The sequence below is a fragment of the Polaromonas sp. P4_F9 genome (assembly GCF_056401235.1).
In genome coordinates this window covers 19396-36706 of sequence record NZ_JBFUJT010000031.1, presented here as the reverse complement: position 1 = coordinate 36706, position 17311 = coordinate 19396, and the positions used below count along the sequence as shown (strand labels likewise).

Below are 17311 nucleotides of genomic sequence, written 5' to 3'. Positions count from 1 at the left end.
GGTGCACATGACGCACACATGACGCACACATGACGCACGTGGTGCACAGTGCACAGTGGTGAGAAATTTTTTAGAAAGAATCCCATGAAACTGAACGTTTTAATCGCCGCAGCCGTGGCTGCCCTTTCTGCTCTGTGCGGGGTTGGCACCTCGGCCTGGGCGCAGACCATTGAAGTGAAGGACGCCTGGGTCCGCAGCACCGTCGAGGGCCAGCAGGGGACCGGCGCCTTCATGAAGATCACGGCCAGGGAAACGGTCCGCCTGGTGGGTGTCTCCTCGTCCCTGGCGGGTATTGCCGAGGTGCATGAAATGAAACTGGAGAACGACGTGATGAAGATGCGCCGGCTGCCCACACTTGTTTTGCCCGCCGGAAAAACCGTGGAACTCAAGCCGGGTGGCTACCACGTGATGCTGATGGACCTGAAGCAGCCCCTGCCTAAGGGCAGCACCATGCCGCTGACGCTGCGCTTCAAGGATGCGAAGGGTGTTGACAGCAAAGTCGAGCTGACGGTGCCCGTCAGTACCGTGGCGCCAAATGCTGGCGCTGCGGCGGGCGAGACCAACGACAAGGCGGCGCCTCACGCTGCGCACAAGCACTGAGCCTGCCCAAGCCATCGAGCCCGCAGGCCCGGAGCGCAGGCTAGCTGCGCCTGCCCGGACCCAGCCTGCGATACACCGTGGCGCGGCTCACGCCCAGCGCTTTGGCCGCCTTCATGACGTTGCCGCGCGCATCGTCGACGGCCTGGCGGATCAGCTCGGTTTCGAGTTCTTTCAGCGGCCGCGGCGTGCTGGTGGGGGTGGCGCGATGCTGCGGAACTGAGGGGCGGCCCTGGCCCAGCAGTAGTGGCAGGGCGTGCAGCCGCAGGCCCGTCCAGAGCGGGATGTCCAGGGGGCCGCGGGGGTTGGCCGCCTGCTGGCGCGCAGCGTCAAACAGCATTTCATAAGGCAGCGCAAACAGGTCGTTGCAATGCAGTCCCAGGGGGGGTGCCGTGGCCAGCTGCGGCACCAGTTGCCGTGCCGTCTGGTTGGCGCCTGTGACGCAGCCGTCAGCATCCACGCACACCAGGCCGTCGGCCTCGTCGCCCAGTGCGCGGCCCGGCCAATTCAGCCGGATCATCAGGCGATGCGGAAGGCTGAGCGTGAGTGCGTTCTCAATGCTGCGTGCCGACTGGATGACCAGGTGCTTGAGCTCCGGCCGCTCGGCCGCTTCGATGCCTGTCAGGTCCAGCATGCCGACGCAGCGGCCATCAGGGCCAAACAGAGGTGCACCCGCGCAGCTGTATACCGAGGTCATGTTGAAAAAGTGCTCGCCGCGGTGCAGCCAGACCGGCTGCAGCTCCGTCAGCGCCGCGCTGATCGCCGTGGTGCCGACCCGATGCTCCGAGAGGTCTGTGCCGATGCGCGTGATCAGCTCGGCACGCCGGTCGCGGCGGTCAATCGGGCCGTTCACATCAACGACCACGCCGTGCTGGTTGGCGAGTATGGCGAAGTAACGGGTGTCGGCAAGGGCACGGCCCAGCGCCTCGAGCACTGGCCGCGCTGCCTGCACCAGCACACGGTTGGACTCCAGGGTGCTCCGCAGTGCAGGGGCCGACAACATGTCAAACGAAGGCTCGTGCTCCGGTCTGCAGCCATTGCCCAGGCAGCGCAGCCAGGAGCGCTCTATCCAGCTTTCGATGGGCAGAGCCATGCCGGCGGGTGGCCAGTCACCGTAAAGAATGGCCTGGCGTGCCTGGCTGATGTGCGCCAGGCGATCCTGCCCGGCAGATGCCAGGCCAGAATGGGGGGAGCTCATGGAAGCCATGCGGCATTGTGGCCAATTTGGCAGGTTTGCGCGAGGTGGAGACTTTGGTTGACTGCCGCCGTGGGGCAAGCTCAGGCCGGATCCGGGTGGCGCACGTCCATGCCAGGAGTTTCTGATGCCTTAAAAAGCCTTGACCCAAGTATCAGCGGGGGGCAATCAATGAGCATTGTTCGCTATAAAAAACATAGCTGTTTTAATGCCGGCCACTGTTAGCAGCAAGGAGCCCAGCACATGCAGCAGTGCGGTAACCAGGGCCATGCCATAGCGCGCCTGCATCAGGAAGTTCACGACCTCGCCCGAAAATGAAGAAAAGGTCGTCAGTCCACCGAGGAAACCGGTCACCAGCGCCAGCCGCCAGACCGGGTCGAGTTGGGGCATGGACTGAAAAATAGCGATACAGATGCCGATCAGGTAGCCGCCGATTAGGTTGGCGGCCAGGGTGCCCCAGGGGATCACACCGCCTGGCGTGAGCCACAGGCCCAGGCCCCAGCGGGATAGCGCGCCCAGGGAGGCACCAAGACAAATGACGATAACAGGCAGCATGGTGGAGGCCCCGGTTGCTTTGGCGGGAAAATACAGGCATGACTTTAACCGCAGCGGTGATGACGGGCGCAGCCCGGCCCCAACCTCCAACCGGCGATGCAGGATTTCTGGGCATCCTGATGCTGGACACCCGGTTTCCGCGGCCACCCGGTGACATCGGTCATCCGGATACCTTTGACGTGCCGACCCGCCGGCACGTGGTGCATGGCGCCTGGCCCGCCAAAGTGGTTCAGTCGGCCAAGAGTCTGCGGGCCGCACGGCTGCTGCCTGCTTTCCTGGGTGCGGTGCAGGCCCTGCAGCGTGACGGCGCACTGGCCATCACTACCAGTTGCGGGTTCCTGGTGCTGTTGCAGCGCGAACTCCAGGCGGCCGTGCAGGTCCCGGTGATCACGTCCAGCCTGCTGCAGTTGCCCGGGTTGCTGGCTGGCCAGCCTCACGTGGGCGTGCTCACCATCAGCGCCAGCCAGTTGGGCGCGGAGCACCTGCTGGCGGCCGGTGTGCCGCCTGAACGGCTGAGTGATGTGATCGTGCAGGGGGTGGACCCTGCGGGTGAATTTGCCACGGCCATTTTGGGTAATCGCGAGACCCTGGATGTTCAAAAAGCATCCTCTGATGTGGTCGCTGCGGCGAGGGCGCTGAAAGAGCGTGCGCCGTCGCTGCAAGCCATGGTGCTGGAGTGCACCAACATGCCGCCTTACCGGCAGGCGATTGAAGCGGCGACGGGCCTTAAAACCTGGGCGCTGACCGATGACCCGCGGCTCACCCAGCCCTGGCGATGAAAAGCCACTTGCCGGTGCTCAGGTGTCAGCCGTCCTGGCCATCGGCATTTGCGGTCACATCTTGCCGGGCAGCCAGGTCGCTATCTGCGGGAAAAACCACAGCATCAGCACCATGCCGCACATCAGGAAGAAGAATGGCAGCGTGACCCGCGCAATGTAGGTGATTTCCTTTTTGGTCATGCCTTGCAGTACAAACAGGTTGAACCCGACGGGCGGGGTAATTTGCGCCATCTCCACCACGATGACGATGAAAATCCCGAACCAGATGAGGTCCAGGCCCGCCGTCTGCACCGTGGGCAGGATGACGCCCATGGTGAGCACCACCATCGAAATGCCGTCCAGAAAACAGCCCAGAATGATGTAAAACAAGCTCAGGGCGAGAATCAGCAGGAAAGGGCTCAGGCCCAGGCTGGATACAAACTCGGCCAGGTGGCGCGGCAGGCCGATATAGCCCATGCTCAGCGTCAGGAACGCGGCGCCCGCCAGAATCAGCGCAATCATGCAATACAGGCGTGTGGCACCCAGCAGCGACTCTTTGAAGGTGGTCCAGCTCATGGACCGTTGCACGAGCGACAGCAGCAGTGACCCGACCACACCAATGGCCGCAGCCTCTGTCGCCGTGGCGATACCTGTGTAGATGGAGCCGAGCACAGCGCTGATAAGCAGCACCACAGGAATCAGGTGGCGCGATTCGTAGACCTTCTGGCTGAACGTCATGGCCGCGTCGGGCGGCGGGATTTTGCCCTTGTTCATCAGCGCCCAGACGATCAGGTAGCCCGAAAACAGCGATGCGAGCAACAGGCCGGGGAAAACGCCTGCGATAAAGAGTTTGGCAATCGATACATCGGCGCTGACGCCGTAAACGATCATGATGATGGAGGGCGGGATCAACAGGCCCAGCGTACCGGCCCCGGCCAGCGAGCCGATGGTGATGTCTTCGGGGTAGCCGCGTTTGGCGAGTTCCGGCAATGTCATCTTGCCTATGGTGGCGCAGGTCGCCGCTGACGAGCCCGACACCGCCGCAAAAATGGTGCAACCGATCACGTTGGTGTGCAGCAGGCCACCCGGCAGGCGGCTGACCCACGGCGCCAGGCCCTTGAACATGCTTTCACTGAGCTTGGTGCGAAACAGGATTTCTCCCATCCACACGAAAAGCGGCAGGGCCGTCAGCGTCCAGCTCGATGAAGAACCCCAGATGGTCACGGCCATGGCATCGCCAGCGGCGCGTGAGGAAAAAAGCTGCATGCCGATCCAGGCGACGCCGGACAGCGTGAGGCCGATCCAGACGCCCGAGCCCAGGATGAGGAACAGCGAAAGAATCAGTAAGGAGGTGATGGCAAGTTCAGACATGGGGTTTGTTCTTCTGATTATTCGTAGTGCAAGGCCTCGGCTTCGTCGCTGCCCTCCTGAATGCGGCGCCCGATGATCTCCAGTACCAGCTCATCGATAAAGGCAATCATCAGGATCACGGCCCCGATGCCCATGGTGAGTTGCGGGATCCACAACGGCGTCGCGTCATTGCCGGTAGAGACATCATTGAACTGCCAGGAGTTGATCGACAGCTTGACACTGTAGTAAGCAAACAGCATGGCCAGCGCCGTCGCTGCTGCAAGCGCCCATAGTTCAATCGCCCGCCTGGCTCGCCCTCTGGTGGCGTTGAGGATCAGCGTGACGCGGATGTGTTCGCCTTTTTTGAGGGTGTGCGCCAAGGCCAGGAAGCCGCTGGCCGCCATGCAGTAGCCGGCATACATGTCGGTGCCGCGCAGCGACCAGGCAAACTGCCGGTCCAGCACGCCGGCCAGCACGGAGACCAGCGTGCCTATCATGCCGAGGGCACCCAGCCAGGCCGCGCCGTCATAAAGCGCATCAAGCAGCCGGCGCATGTTTATTTCTTGGCCGCGGTTGATTTCTCGTAGGCTGACAGCAGCGCTTCACCGTCGGCGCCTGCGCGTTTGATCCAGTCTGTTTTCATGATGCCGCCGACTTGCCGGAAGTCAGCCACCAGCTTGGGCGACGGCGTCATGATCTTCATGCCTTTTTCAGCCAGAGCCTTTTTGTAAAACTCGTTTTTCTCTTCGCTGATTTTCCAGCCGCGCACCTCGGCGTCTGCCGCTGCTTTCAGAACGGCCGCCTGGGTAGGCGCATCGAGCGCGTCAAATGATTTCTTATTGACGATGACGGCGTTTTTCGGCAACCAGGCCTGTACGTCATACCAATACTTGATGCTCTCGTAGGTCTTGGTGTCGTAGCCGGTCGAGCCAGAGCTCATGTAGCTGTTGACCACGCCGGTTGCCAGCGCCTGGCTCAGCTCGGCCGCCTGTACTGTCACAGGCTGCGCGCCGATCAACTCGGCGATCTTGCTGGTGGCGGGGCTGTAGGCACGCCACTTCAGGCCCTTCATGTCGGCGACGGCGGTGATTTCCTTGTTGACATACACCCCCTGCGGGGGCCAAGGCACGGTGTAGAGCAGCTTCATGCCTTGCGTGCCCAGCAGTTTGTCGAGCGCCGGTTTTTGCGCATCGGCCAGTTTGCGGGCGGCCGGATAACTTGATGCCAGAAAGGGCAGACCATCCGCGCCATAAATCGGGTTTTCATTTTCAAAATTGGCGAGCAAAATCTCGCCCAACTGTGCCTGGCCGCCCTGAACGGCGCGCTTGATCTCATTGGCCTTGAAAAGCGATGCATTTGCATGCACCGTGATCTTCAACTTGCCTCCGCTGGCTTTGTCAACGTCTGCAGCGAATTGCGCCAGGTTTTCGGTGTGATAGTTGGACGTAGGGTAGGCCGCCGGCAAGTCCCATTTGGTCTGGGCGAATGCTGCGGTGCCGGCACTGAGTACGGCGGCAATCAATGCAAGTTTGAATTTCATGGGGGCTCCTGGACAATAGGTTGCTAAGTCGGTTGCTAAGTCGTCATAGGATACGACGCAAATCCCGCGCCAGTTCCCCGGACATACCCCAAAAATTGCCCCTACCTGATGAGGCCGCGCCATGAACCTGCGTTTTGTTGAAGCTTTCTATTGGGTGGCCTCACTCAAAAGCATCTCGCGGGCGGCTGAAAAGCTCTATCTCACCCAATCGGCCATGTCCAGCCGCATTGCGACGCTGGAGGAAGAACTGGGCATCCTGCTGCTGGATCGGCGTGACAAGCAGTTCAAGCTGACGGTGGCGGGCGCTCGTTTTCTGGTTTATGCGCAGAAGTTGCTGGAACTGCAGCGCGAAGTCAAAGCCGAGATGGGGTCGGGGCAGGCCATGGCGATGTCGATGCGCATTGGCGCCATCGAGTCCGTGCTGCACTCCTGGCTGATTCCCTGGCTGGAAAAGCTGCGAGCCGACTACCCGGGGCTGGAGCTGGAGCTGACGGTGGAAACCACACCGATCCTGATCGACCAGATCCAGCGTGGCACGCTGGATCTCGTGTTTGCGGTGTTACCCGCGTCGGCCGAAGGCGTGCGAAGCCAGGCCTTGCCATCCATGGACATGGCGTTTGTCGGGCACCCGGACCTGCACAAGAAAAGAATTTACAAACTCGATGAGCTGGCCGGGATGGAGCTGTTGACCTTCCAGAAAGGCTCGCAGCCGCATGTCACGCTGCTTGATTTGTTCAGGCAGCGCCGCATGGAACCCAAAAAGGTGCACGCCATTTCCTCAATTTCGGCGATGGTGCAGCTGGTGCAGGGCGGCTTCGGAGTGGCCTTGCTGCCGCGCGCCGCGGTAGAGCGGCTCACCGGCTTTGCGCGCCTGAAGCTGCTGACCTGCGACGCCAAGTTGCAGTCCTTGCCGATCAACGCAAGTTACCGAACCGACCCCAGTTCCAGAACCGTGGAGACCGTTGTGCAGTCGGCCATCGCTTTCGCCGGAGGCCGCAACAACGCACCAAAAAGGCGACCAGAGGTAAACCCTTAATATCGAAAAAATCGATGGTATAAGCAAAAAATTTTGAATTTGCTGAAGGCTGAAGACCCCCACACAATTCGCTCATCGTCATCAAGGTGACATACGCAACGGGGGAGTTTTCTGGTGAGCACACCGTCTGAATCAGCACTGTCGGTTTTCGGGTCCGGCGACATCAACAATGCCGCGTATGTTCGCAGCATCATCCGGCAGGGCCGGTGGACCTCGCACACCAGCGGCCTGGCCAGTGAACACGTGCAGGGCAATGTGGTGATCCTTCCCGCCTCCGAAGCCAATGACTTCCTGCGTTACTGCCAGCGCAATCCCAAGCCCTGTCCGCTGCTGGCGGTGTCGGAGCCGGGCCAGGCCCGGCTGCCGACGCTGGGCGCAGACATCGACATCCGCACCGACCTGCCGCGCTATCGTGTCTGGCGGCACGGCAAGGTGGTGGACGAGCCTGCAGACATCGGCGCGCTCTGGCGCAAAGACCTGGTCACGTTTGTCATTGGCTGCTCTTTTTCGTTTGAAGAGGCGCTGATGAAAGCAGGCCTGCCCCTGCGCCATATCGAACAGCAACGCAATGTGGCGATGTACCGCAGCAATATCGCCACCGAACCCGCAGGCGCGTTCCATGGGCCCATGGTGGTGTCCATGCGGCCCTTCAAGGCGGCCGATGCGATTCGCGCCATTCAGATCACATCGCGATTTCCCGACGTGCACGGCGCGCCGGTGCACATGGGCGATCCGGCGCAGATCGGCATCGCTGACCTGGCCAGGCCGGACTATGGCGACGCCATCGATGTGCTGCCTGACGAGATTCCCGTGTTCTGGGCCTGCGGTGTCACGCCGCAAGCGGCCATTGCGCAGGCGCGCCCCGAGTTTTGCGTCACACACGCACCCGGGGCAATGCTGATCACCGACTTGCTGAACCATCAATTGGCTGCTTTTTAGACCCCACTATTTTTTGACTGGAGATGATGATGAAAAAACTGCTTGTTTCTCTTGCTGCCGTCACGACCCTGGGTGCTGCGTTTGCGCAAACCAAATGGGATTTGCCGTCCGGTTACGGTGCAAATACCTTTCAGGTGCAGAACCTGCAGCAGTTTGCTGACGGCATAGACAAAGCCACGGCGGGCAAGCTGAAAATCACGGTGCACGCCAATGCCTCGCTGTTCAAGGCCAACGAGATCAAGCGCGCTGTGCAGTCTGGTCAAACGCCGGTGGGGGAGCTTATCTTGTCGGGCGCTTCCAACGAGGCACCGGTTTTTGGTGTTGATTCCATTCCTTTCCTGGCTACCAGCTATGCAGATGCCAGGCGGCTCGATACCGCGTCGCGTACGCTGCTGGTCAAAACCCTGGCGGCGCAAGGCATCAAGTTGCTCTATACCGTGCCGTGGCCACCGCAAGGTCTGTACTCCAGCAAGCCAGTGGCTTCGATGAAAGACCTCAAGAGCACCAAGATGCGGGCTTACAACCCGGCAACAGCCTTGATCGCAACATCGGTGGGGGCCCAGCCTGTCACCATTCAGCTGGCCGAGCTGCCGGCCGCGCTGGCAACGGGCGGGGTGGACAACTTCCTGACTTCCAGCGCCAGCGGGGTCGACAGCAAGCTCTATGAAAGCGTCAAGTATTTTTACGATGTGAACGCCTGGCTCCCACGCAACGCGGTGGTGGTCAACCAAAAGGCCTTCGACGCGCTGGATCCCGCCGCTCAGGGCGCCGTGTTGCAGCAAGCGGCCATAGCCGAGCAACGCGGCTGGCAAATCAGCGAGCTAAAAGATGCGGAGTACATGCGTGAACTGGCAGCCAAGGGCATGAAGATTGACACCACCAGTGATGGCCTGAAAAAAGAGCTCAAAGTCATTGGTGAACGCATGACGGCTGATTGGCTCAATCTGGCGGGTGACGAAGGCAAGCTCGTCATCGACGCCTACAGCAAGAAGTGAGCTCAGATATGTCGTACGTTCCCGAAGCACTGGGCAGCGCTGCAGCGGCAAGCCGCCCAGCCAATACTCTTACCGCGCTTCGTCGCTGGCTGGACTCCATCTATTTAGCGGCTGCAGTGCTGGGAGCGGTGTGCATAGCCCTGATTTGTGCCCTGATGGTCGTTCAGTCGCTGGGTCGGCAGTTCGGATTTACCACGGGCGCTGTCAACGACATCGTTTCATGGCTGTGCGCCGCAGCGGCTTTTTTTACCATGGCGCACGCATTCAAACATGGTGATTTCGTGCGAGTGACCTTGCTGCTTGAGCAGGTACAGCCCCCAACCCGCAGGGTTCTGGAGCTGGTCAGCCTGTTCGTCGCGACCTGCGCTGTTGCCTATCTCGCCTACTGGGCAGTCCGATTCACTTACCAGAGCTGGGAGTTCAAGGAACTCGCGCAAGGTTTGTTGCCGCTGCCGATATGGATTCCACAGTCCAGCTTCGCACTGGGGGCCGTGCTGCTGCTGGTCGCCGTGGTGGATGAGTTGGTGATTGTTCTGCGGGGTGGTGTGCCGACCTTCGTGCGCCTTGTCGAGGAACGGCATGCCCAGGGCGATTTTTCGTCAGATCTTTGAGTCGTTTAAGTCAGGAAATAGAACATGGACATTTTGACTATTGGCGGCATCTTGCTGCTCCTGATGTTGCTTTTGCTGTCTGGCGGCGTCTGGATCGCCATGACTCTGGCCATTTGCGGCTGGGTGGGGCAGGCATTTTTCACCACCACGCAGCCGGGGCTCAACCTGTTTTCTGCTTTTTGGGAAAGTAACGCGAGTTGGGAACTGGCCGCTTTGCCGCTCTTTATCTGGATGGGAGAAATCCTGTTTCGCACCAAGCTGAGCGAAGAGATGTTTACAGGGCTGGCACCGTGGCTGGGCCGGGTGCCGGGGCGCCTGTTTCACACCACCATTCTCGGCTGCGGTATTTTCGGCTCGGTGTCAGGCTCCTCTGCCGCGACCTGCGCCACCATTGCCAAGGTGTCCTTGCCCGAGCTTAAAAAGCGCGGCTACAACGAGAAGATCGCATTGGGCTCCCTGGCGACGGCCGGCACGCTCGGCATCCTGATTCCTCCGTCCATCACGATGGTGGTTTACGCCGTCGCGGCAGACGCCTCCATCATCCGGATTTTCCTGGCGGGCTTTCTGCCGGGGATTGTTTTGATGCTGCTGTTTTCGGGTTACATCGCCTGGTGGTCCATTCGAAACAAGGCGCACATGCCGCCTGCGGAGCCGGTGACCAGTTTCAAGGAAAAGCTGAGGCTGTCGAAGAACCTGATCCCCTGCGCATTGCTGATCATTTTTATTTGCTGGTCTTTGCTGGCGGGCTGGGCCACGGCGACCGAGTGCGCTGCGTATGGCGTGGTAGGGGCGTTGGCTTTGGCTCTCTGGAGCCGTTCACTGACCTGGGCCAACTTTAACGAAGCCCTCATGGGGTCAGCGCGTACCAGTTGCATGATCATGTTCATCCTGGCGGGGGCTGCATTCCTGACCAAGACCATGGCCTTCACCGGTGTGCCGCGAGAGCTGGCTGAGTGGGTCGGCTCGTTGAACCTCTCGCCCTACAGCCTGATTGCCTGTCTGGTGGTGGTTTATCTGGTGCTGGGTACCGCGCTGGATGGCATCAGCATGATTGTTTTGACTGCGGCCGTTGTGATGCCCATGATCCAGAAGGCCGGGTTCGACCTGGTCTGGTTCGGCATTTTTGTTATTTTGCTGGTCGAGATTGCCGAGGTGACGCCGCCTGTGGGATTTAATCTTTTCGTGTTGCAAAACATGACGGGCAAAGACAGCAATGTGATTGCCAGGRCTGCCATTCCATTTTTTATGTGCCTGGTGGTTTGCATCGCGTTGATCACGCTGTTTCCGCAGATTGTCACCATCGTGCCAGACATGGTGATGGGAAAAGCCAAATGACAACAGGGGTCGGGCACTGGCCTTGAGCGCCACCGAAGAACTGCGTAAAAACGGCATCAGGATTGAGCGCGTTCCTGCAGACCTGGGCCAGGAGATCAAGCGCATTGGCGAGAAGCTTGCCCCGCGAGTGGGTACGATCTGCTGGCATTGAAGCCAACGATATTTTTGTGCCTTACTACCTTGTGCACCAAGCTGGCCTTCAGTACAAGTTCAAGTAAGTTCGAGTAAGTTCGAATAAGTTCAAATCGCAGCCCCCTTGTTGAAGCTCTTTTTAATAGTTACCGTATTCTCTAGAAAAGATTGTTGAAAATGACCCAAGAAAACACCTCAAACACAGGCAGTGGACGCTGGCAGTTCTGGATTGATCGCGGCGGCACATTCACCGACATCGTGGCCAAGAAGCCCAATGGCTCGCTGATCACGCACAAGCTGCTGTCCGAAAACCCGGAGCAGTACCGCGATGCAGCGGTGGCCGGTATTCGGCACTTGCTGGGCCTGAAAGCAGGAGAGCCTATCCAGTCCGATGTGGTGGAGTGTGTGAAGATGGGCACCACGGTCGCGACCAATGCGCTGCTGGAGCGAAAGGGCGAGCCGACACTGCTGGTGACGACGCGCGGCTTTCGGGATGCGCTGCGCATTGCCTACCAGAACCGCCCCCGCCTGTTTGACCGCAACATCGTGCTGCCCGAGCTGCTCTACAGCGCCGTGGTTGAGGCCCATGAGCGCGTCGGTGCGCAGGGTGAAGTGCTTCAGGCGCTGGACGAATCGCTATTGGAAAAGGAGCTGCTTGCGCAATACCAGAAAGGGCTGCGCAGTGTCTCCATCGTTTTCATGCATGGCTACCGCTATACCGATCATGAAAAAGCCGCCAGGCGCATCGCCCAGGAAGTCGGCTTCACGCAAATCAGCACCTCGCACGAAACCAGTCCGATGATGAAGTTCGTCAGCCGCGGAGACACCACCGTGGTCGATGCCTATTTGTCACCCATACTGCGCCGCTACGTGGAGCAGGTAGCCAGCGAGATGCCCGGCGTCAAACTCTTTTTCATGCAGTCGTCGGGCGGCTTGACCGATGCCCATGTGTTCCAGGGCAAGGATGCGATTTTGAGCGGCCCGGCCGGCGGCATTGTCGGCATGGCCCGCACGGCCGCCATTGCCGGCCATGCCAAGGTGATCGGCTTTGACATGGGCGGCACCTCGACCGACGTGTCGCACTACGCGGGCGAGTTTGAGCGCGAGTTTGAAACCCAGGTGGCCGGTGTGCGCATGCGTGCCCCCATGATGAGCATCCACACCGTGGCGGCCGGTGGCGGCTCCATTCTGAAATTTGACGGCGAGCGTTTTCGCGTCGGGCCGCAGAGTGCCGGGGCCAACCCGGGGCCCGCCAGTTACCGGCGCGGCGGGCCGCTGGCCGTAACCGATGCCAATGTGATGGTGGGCAAGATCCAGCCGCGTTACTTTCCAAAAGTGTTCGGTCACCAGGCCAATGAGCCGCTGGATGCCGAGGCGGTGCAGGCGCGGTTCGCCGAACTGGCCGAGCAGACCGGCCGCCCTGTCGAGGTGGTGGCTGAAGGCTTTATCAGCATTGCGGTGCAGCAGATGGCCAATGCCATCAAGAAGATTTCAGTGGCTCGCGGCTATGACGTGACACGCTACACGCTGCAGTGCTTCGGTGGCGCGGGTGGGCAGCATGCCTGCCTGGTGGCCGATGCGCTGGGCATGACACGGGTGTTTGTGCATCCGCTGGCAGGGGTGCTGTCTGCCTACGGCATGGGCCTGGCAGACCAGAACGTGATCCGCGAGCAGGCGGTGGAGCTCAAGCTGACGGAAGCGGCGCTCACAGAGATCGCCAGCAAGCTTCATGGGCTGGCCACAATGGCGCAGGCTGAGTTGCAGCGCCAGCAGGTGAGCACCGGCGCCATCACCATGCATCAGCGCGTTCATGTCCGCTATGAGGGCAGCGACTCGGCGCTGGTGGTGCCTTTCGGGACGCTGGACCAGATCGAGACCGGCTTTGAGGCCGCCTACCGGCAGCGCTTTGCCTTTTTGATGCAGGGCAAGGGCCTGGTGGTGGAAGCCGTGTCTGTGGAAGCCGTGGTGGCTGGCGACGCCCCCGCTGAACCACGGCACGCGACGCATGAGCCGCGTGAAGTGCCGCGTCGCGAGACCGTCAGGATGTACTCGGGCGGACAGTGGCACGACGCTGCGCTGGTCGTGCGCGAAGACCTGCAGCCGGGCGACATCATCTCCGGTCCGGCCATCATTGCCGAAAAGAATGCGACGACCGTGGTGGAGCCTGGCTGGGAAGCCGCCCTGACGGCGCTGGACCACCTTGTGCTGGACCGCCGCGCCGAACGCTCCATTACCTTTGCGGCGGGCACCACGGTGGACCCGGTGTTGCTGGAGGTGTTCAACAACCTCTTCATGAATATTGCCGAACAGATGGGCCTGCAGCTGCAGAACACCGCTTACTCGGTCAACATCAAGGAGCGGCTGGACTTCAGCTGCGCGTTGTTTGACACCGAAGGCAACCTCATTGCCAACGCGCCGCACATGCCAGTCCACCTGGGATCCATGGGCGAGAGCATCAAGACGGTGATCCGCGAGAACGCCGGCAAGATGCAGCCGGGCGATGTGTATGTGCTCAACGACCCCTACCATGGCGGTACCCACCTGCCTGACATCACCGTGATCACGCCGGTGTACCTGGGTACGTCAACGCAGCCAACGTTTTACGTCGGTTCGCGGGGACATCATGCGGATATTGGCGGTATCACACCGGGATCGATGCCGCCTTTCTCGACGTTGATCGAAGAAGAGGGCGTGCAGATCAACAACGTGAAACTGGTCGAACGCGGCGTGTTGCGGGAAGCCGAGATGCTCACCCTGCTCAAGAGTGGCAAATACCCGAGCCGCAATCCGCAGCAGAACATGGCGGATCTGAAAGCCCAGATTGCCGCCAATGAAAAAGGTGTGCAGGAGCTGCGCAAGATGGTCGACACGTTCAGCCTGGACGTGGTGCTGGCCTACATGCGCCATGTGCAGGACAATGCCGAGGAGTCGGTGCGCCGCGTCATCACGCGCCTGCGTAACGGCGAGTTCACACTGCCGCTGGACAACGGCGCGCAGATCAAGGTGGCGATTCGTGTGGACCCCAAGGGGCGTAGCGCCGAAATTGATTTCACCGGCACCTCGCCGCAGCAGACCAACAACTTCAACGCGCCGACGGCGGTGTGCATGGCGGCCGTGCTGTATGTGTTCCGCACGCTGGTGGACGACGACATTCCGCTCAACGCGGGCTGCCTGAAACCGTTGAAGGTCATCATCCCGCCAGGCTCCATGCTCAATCCGAATCCGCCGGCATCGGTGGTGGCGGGGAATGTGGAAACATCCACCTGCATCACCAATGCGCTTTATGGCGCGCTGGGCGTGATGGCGGCCAGCCAGTGCACCATGAACAACTTTACCTTTGGCAATGCGCGGCACCAGTATTACGAGACCATTTCCGGCGGCTCGGGTGCTGGCGGCGTCACGGATGAGTCAGGCCGCCTGGTTTCGGGCTTTGACGGCACGTCGGTGGTGCAGACCCATATGACCAATTCGCGCCTGACCGATCCCGAAGTACTGGAGTTCCGCTTTCCGGTGCGGCTGGAGAGCTACGAGATCCGCCAGGGTTCAGGTGGTGCGGGCCGCTGGCAAGGCGGCAATGGCGGTGTGCGCCGCGTGAGGTTCCTGGAGGCCATGACGGCCAGCATTTTGTCGAATGGACGAAAATATGGCGCCTTTGGCATGGCCGGCGGCGAAGCGGGGCAGGTGGGCCGCAACGTCGTTGTACGGGCAGGTGGCCAGACGGAAACGCTGGACCACATCGGCCAGGCCGAGATGCAGCCGGGAGATGTGTTTGAAATCCACACGCCGGGGGGCGGGGGGTTTGGACAGGCCTGAGATTGTGAAATAAGCACAGCAGCTATCTAATCAAGGCAGGACTAATCAGGACAGGAGCAGCTGCCATGGCGACGGTGTTTTCCGATCATTACCGTTTTTTGGCCCACTACAACCGCTGGATGAACCGGCGTCTGTATGACGCCTGCGAGTCGCTGTCCGACGATGAGCGAAAGCGTGAGCGCGGTGCTTTTTTTGGCTCGATTCACAGGACGCTGAACCACCTGATCGTCGCCGACCAGATCTGGCTACGCCGACTTGCCCAGTGCGGCCTGGACAACGACATCAGGATGGCCAGCCTGAATGCCAGGGTGCTGGACCTGCCCGCCGGTAGCCGCCTGAACACGGTCGTGTTCGACGACTGGAAAGCGCTGCGTGCCAAGCGCGAGCAGCTCGATGCCGCCATCGAGAACTGGGTGGTGGAGATGCCCGATGTTTTCCTGCAGCTCACCATGCGCTATGGCAACAGCAGTGGCGTTGAGCGCACGCATCCGGTCTGGCAGGCGATGACACACTTTTTTAACCACCAGACGCATCACCGCGGGCAGGTCAGCACGCTGCTCATGCAGGCCGGTATCGATGTTGGCGTGACCGACCTGATTGCACTGGTCTAGCCTTGCACCGTTCCCGTCGGCCATGTATTCAATAGCTGGAAGCTCCGGTGAGTCAAAGGTTTGAAAGCGGGCAGGCATAAAAAAACCCGCCAGGTGGCGGGTTTTGGGAGGCCGGTTGTGCCTGCTCCGGAAGATTACTTCTTGGCGGCGCTGGCGGCTGGTTTGGCGGCATCAGCTTTGGCGTCTTTTTTCTCGTCCTTTGCAGCAGGCTTGGCATCTTTGGTCTTCGTGGCATCGGCTTTGGCTGCCTTGTCAGCATCGGCCTTGGCCTTGGCTTCATCGGCTTTTTTCTTTTTTTCTTCAGCCTGAGCTTTTTTGTCGGCTTCTTTTTTGGCTTTGGCCTCGTCAGCTTTGGCTTTTGCCTCAGCCTTCGGGTCTTTCTTCTCTTCTTTGGCGGCAGCAGCTGGCGCAGCGGCGACGCCTTTGAAGGTGGAGCCGCCTACCGTCAGGCCTTCTGCTGAAAACTTGGCGGCATTGCCTTCACCAATGCCTTTGACGCGCTCGATGAAGTCGTTCCAGTCCTTGAAGTTGCCTTTCTTGCGCTCGTCCAGGATCTTGGCCGAGATGCCCGGGCCAATGCCCTTGATGCCATCGAGCTCGGCGGCGGTAGCCTTGTTGACATCGACAGCAGCAAAAGACACTGCCATGTACATAGCGGCGAAAAACGCCAGCAATTTCTTGAACATGAGAAAACTCCTCAAATATTGAATTGAACCAGACGCGTGATCCACCCTTGTGAACAAGGATGTCCTGTTCAATAACGTGCGGTTTCGGGCCGGGTTGACCTGCCCAAGGCGTTTTCGCTCGGGGAAACCCTAGATTTTTGTGCTGCCCAGCCATTGCATGTAAGCCGCCACACCGGTCTGCACGTCGGCAAAGGCATGCTGGCAGCCGGCAGCGCGCAAGGCGTGCAGGTCGGCCTGGGTATAGCTCTGGTACTTGCCCACCAGGGCGGGGGGAAAGGAAATGTAGTCAATCAGCCCGCCGCGCACCGCGTCTTCGAGGCTCAGGGCCGCCGCGTTTTGGCCTTGGCGCAAGGTGTTGACGACGGCCAGGGCCACATCGTTGAAGGGCTGCGCCCTTCCGGTGCCCAGGTTGAAAATGCCGGACTTTTCCGGGTGGTCCAGAAACCAGAGATTGACGGCGACCACGTCGTCGATGAAAACAAAGTCGCGCATCTGGCCGCCAGCCTGGTATCCGCCGTAGTCGCCAAACAGCTTTACCTTGCCCTCGGCCTGGAACTGGTTGAACTGGTGAAAGGCGACGCTGGCCATGCGACCCTTGTGCTGCTCTCGCGGGCCGTAGACATTGAAGTACCTGAAGCCGGCGACCTGGGTGGCGGCGTTTTCAAGCCGGGGGCCAAGTTCGCGCCGCATCCGCTGGTCAAACAGCAGCTTGGAATAGCCGTACACATTGAGCGGGCGCTCGAACTCGGGGGATTCGCTGAAGGTGTCGGAGCCGCCATAGGTGGCGGCCGAGGAGGCGTACAACAGGCGCGTGCCCTGCTCCTGGCAGGCATGGAACAACTCGCATGACAGCGTGTAGTTGTTGTCCATCATGTACTTGCCATCGGACTCCATGGTGTCGCTGCAGGCGCCTTCGTGGAACACCGCTTCGACCGGGCCAAAAGCGCCTTCGGCAAACAGGTCATAAAAGTCGTCGGCATCGACGTAGTCGGCAATTTTCAGGTCGGCCAGGTTGCGGAACTTGTCGCCGTGGGTCAGGTCGTCGACGGCAATGACGTCGTCAATGCCGCGGTCGTTGAGTCCCTTCACGAGGTTGCTGCCGATGAAGCCGGCGGCGCCGGTGACTACGATTTTCATGGGGAAATTCCTCGGTTTCAG

General features: G+C 60.5%; 17 protein-coding genes. 10 read left to right on the top strand and 7 right to left on the bottom strand.

The window, feature by feature from the left end:
• The first annotated feature begins 84 nt into the window (after positions 1–84).
• Positions 85–600: a copper chaperone PCu(A)C gene (locus tag AC1DUB_RS22350; protein ID WP_477731372.1), complete on the top strand. Its 516-nt coding sequence runs from the start codon at positions 85–87 to the stop codon at positions 598–600.
• Between the two features lie 40 nt (positions 601–640).
• Here AC1DUB_RS22350 and AC1DUB_RS22345 read toward each other — a convergent pair whose 3' ends face one another.
• Positions 641–1804: a helix-turn-helix domain-containing protein gene (locus AC1DUB_RS22345; RefSeq protein ID WP_477731371.1), complete on the bottom strand. Its 1164-nt coding sequence runs from the start codon at positions 1802–1804 to the stop codon at positions 641–643.
• 156 nt (positions 1805–1960) lie between these two features.
• Positions 1961–2347, bottom strand: a complete 387-nt coding sequence (crcB, locus tag AC1DUB_RS22340) for a fluoride efflux transporter CrcB (RefSeq protein ID WP_477731370.1) — start codon at positions 2345–2347, stop codon at positions 1961–1963.
• 38 nt (positions 2348–2385) lie between these two features.
• On the opposite strand from crcB, the gene AC1DUB_RS22335 reads away from it, so the two are divergent.
• Entirely contained in the window at positions 2386–3126 is a 741-nt protein-coding gene (locus AC1DUB_RS22335; protein WP_477731369.1) for an aspartate/glutamate racemase family protein, read from the top strand.
• A 54-nt stretch (positions 3127–3180) separates the two neighbouring features.
• Here the strand turns inward: AC1DUB_RS22335 and AC1DUB_RS22330 are convergent, their stop codons facing one another.
• From AC1DUB_RS22330 to AC1DUB_RS22320, 3 genes are read right to left on the bottom strand one after another with little or no spacing between them, the layout of a single operon-like run.
• Positions 3181–4476, bottom strand: coding sequence for a TRAP transporter large permease (locus AC1DUB_RS22330; RefSeq protein ID WP_477731368.1), 1296 nt, complete (start codon positions 4474–4476; stop codon positions 3181–3183).
• A 17-nt stretch (positions 4477–4493) separates the two neighbouring features.
• Positions 4494–5009 carry a TRAP transporter small permease gene (locus tag AC1DUB_RS22325; RefSeq protein ID WP_477731367.1) on the bottom strand — a complete coding sequence of 172 codons (516 nt, stop codon included), beginning with the start codon at positions 5007–5009 and terminating at the stop codon, positions 4494–4496.
• Positions 5010–5011: 2 nt separating this feature from the next.
• Positions 5012–5995: a TRAP transporter substrate-binding protein gene (locus AC1DUB_RS22320; protein ID WP_477731366.1), complete on the bottom strand. Its 984-nt coding sequence runs from the start codon at positions 5993–5995 to the stop codon at positions 5012–5014.
• Positions 5996–6116: 121 nt separating this feature from the next.
• Here AC1DUB_RS22320 and AC1DUB_RS22315 point away from each other — a divergent pair, with 121 nt between their 5' ends.
• The 8 genes from AC1DUB_RS22315 (at position 6117) to AC1DUB_RS22280 (ending at position 15467) form a co-directional block, all read left to right on the top strand.
• Positions 6117–7031 carry a LysR substrate-binding domain-containing protein gene (locus tag AC1DUB_RS22315; RefSeq protein ID WP_477731365.1) on the top strand — a complete coding sequence of 305 codons (915 nt, stop codon included), beginning with the start codon at positions 6117–6119 and terminating at the stop codon, positions 7029–7031.
• Between the two features lie 114 nt (positions 7032–7145).
• Positions 7146–7970 (top strand): putative hydro-lyase, encoded by an 825-nt coding sequence (locus tag AC1DUB_RS22310; protein WP_477731364.1) that lies wholly within the window; start codon positions 7146–7148, stop codon positions 7968–7970.
• Between the two features lie 26 nt (positions 7971–7996).
• Positions 7997–8965, top strand: coding sequence for a TRAP transporter substrate-binding protein (locus AC1DUB_RS22305; RefSeq protein ID WP_477731363.1), 969 nt, complete (start codon positions 7997–7999; stop codon positions 8963–8965).
• Between the two features lie 8 nt (positions 8966–8973).
• Positions 8974–9576, top strand: coding sequence for a TRAP transporter small permease subunit (locus AC1DUB_RS22300; protein WP_477731362.1), 603 nt, complete (start codon positions 8974–8976; stop codon positions 9574–9576).
• Between the two features lie 24 nt (positions 9577–9600).
• Entirely contained in the window at positions 9601–10911 is a 1311-nt protein-coding gene (locus AC1DUB_RS22295) for a TRAP transporter large permease (RefSeq protein ID WP_477731361.1), read from the top strand.
• Between the two features lie 22 nt (positions 10912–10933).
• The gene (locus AC1DUB_RS22290) at positions 10934–11062 is read left to right on the top strand and encodes a hypothetical protein (protein ID WP_477731360.1); all 129 of its coding nucleotides are present in this window, start codon (positions 10934–10936) and stop codon (positions 11060–11062) included.
• A 158-nt stretch (positions 11063–11220) separates the two neighbouring features.
• Positions 11221–14856: a hydantoinase B/oxoprolinase family protein gene (locus tag AC1DUB_RS22285; RefSeq protein WP_477731359.1), complete on the top strand. Its 3636-nt coding sequence runs from the start codon at positions 11221–11223 to the stop codon at positions 14854–14856.
• Between the two features lie 65 nt (positions 14857–14921).
• Positions 14922–15467: a DinB family protein gene (locus tag AC1DUB_RS22280; RefSeq protein ID WP_477731358.1), complete on the top strand. Its 546-nt coding sequence runs from the start codon at positions 14922–14924 to the stop codon at positions 15465–15467.
• 134 nt (positions 15468–15601) lie between these two features.
• Here the strand turns inward: AC1DUB_RS22280 and AC1DUB_RS22275 are convergent, their stop codons facing one another.
• Both AC1DUB_RS22275 and rfaD read right to left on the bottom strand, forming a co-directional pair.
• Positions 15602–16153: a ComEA family DNA-binding protein gene (locus tag AC1DUB_RS22275; RefSeq protein ID WP_477731357.1), complete on the bottom strand. Its 552-nt coding sequence runs from the start codon at positions 16151–16153 to the stop codon at positions 15602–15604.
• A 129-nt stretch (positions 16154–16282) separates the two neighbouring features.
• Positions 16283–17290, bottom strand: coding sequence for an ADP-glyceromanno-heptose 6-epimerase (gene rfaD, locus AC1DUB_RS22270; RefSeq protein ID WP_477731356.1), 1008 nt, complete (start codon positions 17288–17290; stop codon positions 16283–16285).
• Positions 17291–17311 lie beyond the last annotated feature (21 nt).

Excerpts from the sequence above, each read along its gene's own strand:
- rfaD (WP_477731356.1), bottom strand. The coding sequence starts at position 17,290 with ATGAAAATCGTAGTCACCGGCGCCGCCGGCTTCATCGGCAGCAACCTC.
- AC1DUB_RS22305 (WP_477731363.1), top strand. The coding sequence starts at position 7,997 with ATGATGAAAAAACTGCTTGTTTCTCTTGCTGCCGTCACGACCCTGGGT.
- AC1DUB_RS22285 (WP_477731359.1), top strand. The coding sequence starts at position 11,221 with ATGACCCAAGAAAACACCTCAAACACAGGCAGTGGACGCTGGCAGTTC.
- AC1DUB_RS22335 (WP_477731369.1), top strand. The coding sequence starts at position 2,386 with ATGACTTTAACCGCAGCGGTGATGACGGGCGCAGCCCGGCCCCAACCT.
- AC1DUB_RS22275 (WP_477731357.1), bottom strand. The coding sequence starts at position 16,153 with ATGTTCAAGAAATTGCTGGCGTTTTTCGCCGCTATGTACATGGCAGTG.
- AC1DUB_RS22325 (WP_477731367.1), bottom strand. The coding sequence starts at position 5,009 with ATGCGCCGGCTGCTTGATGCGCTTTATGACGGCGCGGCCTGGCTGGGT.
- AC1DUB_RS22300 (WP_477731362.1), top strand. The coding sequence starts at position 8,974 with ATGTCGTACGTTCCCGAAGCACTGGGCAGCGCTGCAGCGGCAAGCCGC.
- crcB (WP_477731370.1), bottom strand. The coding sequence starts at position 2,347 with ATGCTGCCTGTTATCGTCATTTGTCTTGGTGCCTCCCTGGGCGCGCTA.
- AC1DUB_RS22330 (WP_477731368.1), bottom strand. The coding sequence starts at position 4,476 with ATGTCTGAACTTGCCATCACCTCCTTACTGATTCTTTCGCTGTTCCTC.
- AC1DUB_RS22320 (WP_477731366.1), bottom strand. The coding sequence starts at position 5,995 with ATGAAATTCAAACTTGCATTGATTGCCGCCGTACTCAGTGCCGGCACC.
- AC1DUB_RS22280 (WP_477731358.1), top strand. The coding sequence starts at position 14,922 with ATGGCGACGGTGTTTTCCGATCATTACCGTTTTTTGGCCCACTACAAC.
- AC1DUB_RS22345 (WP_477731371.1), bottom strand. The coding sequence starts at position 1,804 with ATGGCTTCCATGAGCTCCCCCCATTCTGGCCTGGCATCTGCCGGGCAG.
- AC1DUB_RS22315 (WP_477731365.1), top strand. The coding sequence starts at position 6,117 with ATGAACCTGCGTTTTGTTGAAGCTTTCTATTGGGTGGCCTCACTCAAA.
- AC1DUB_RS22350 (WP_477731372.1), top strand. The coding sequence starts at position 85 with ATGAAACTGAACGTTTTAATCGCCGCAGCCGTGGCTGCCCTTTCTGCT.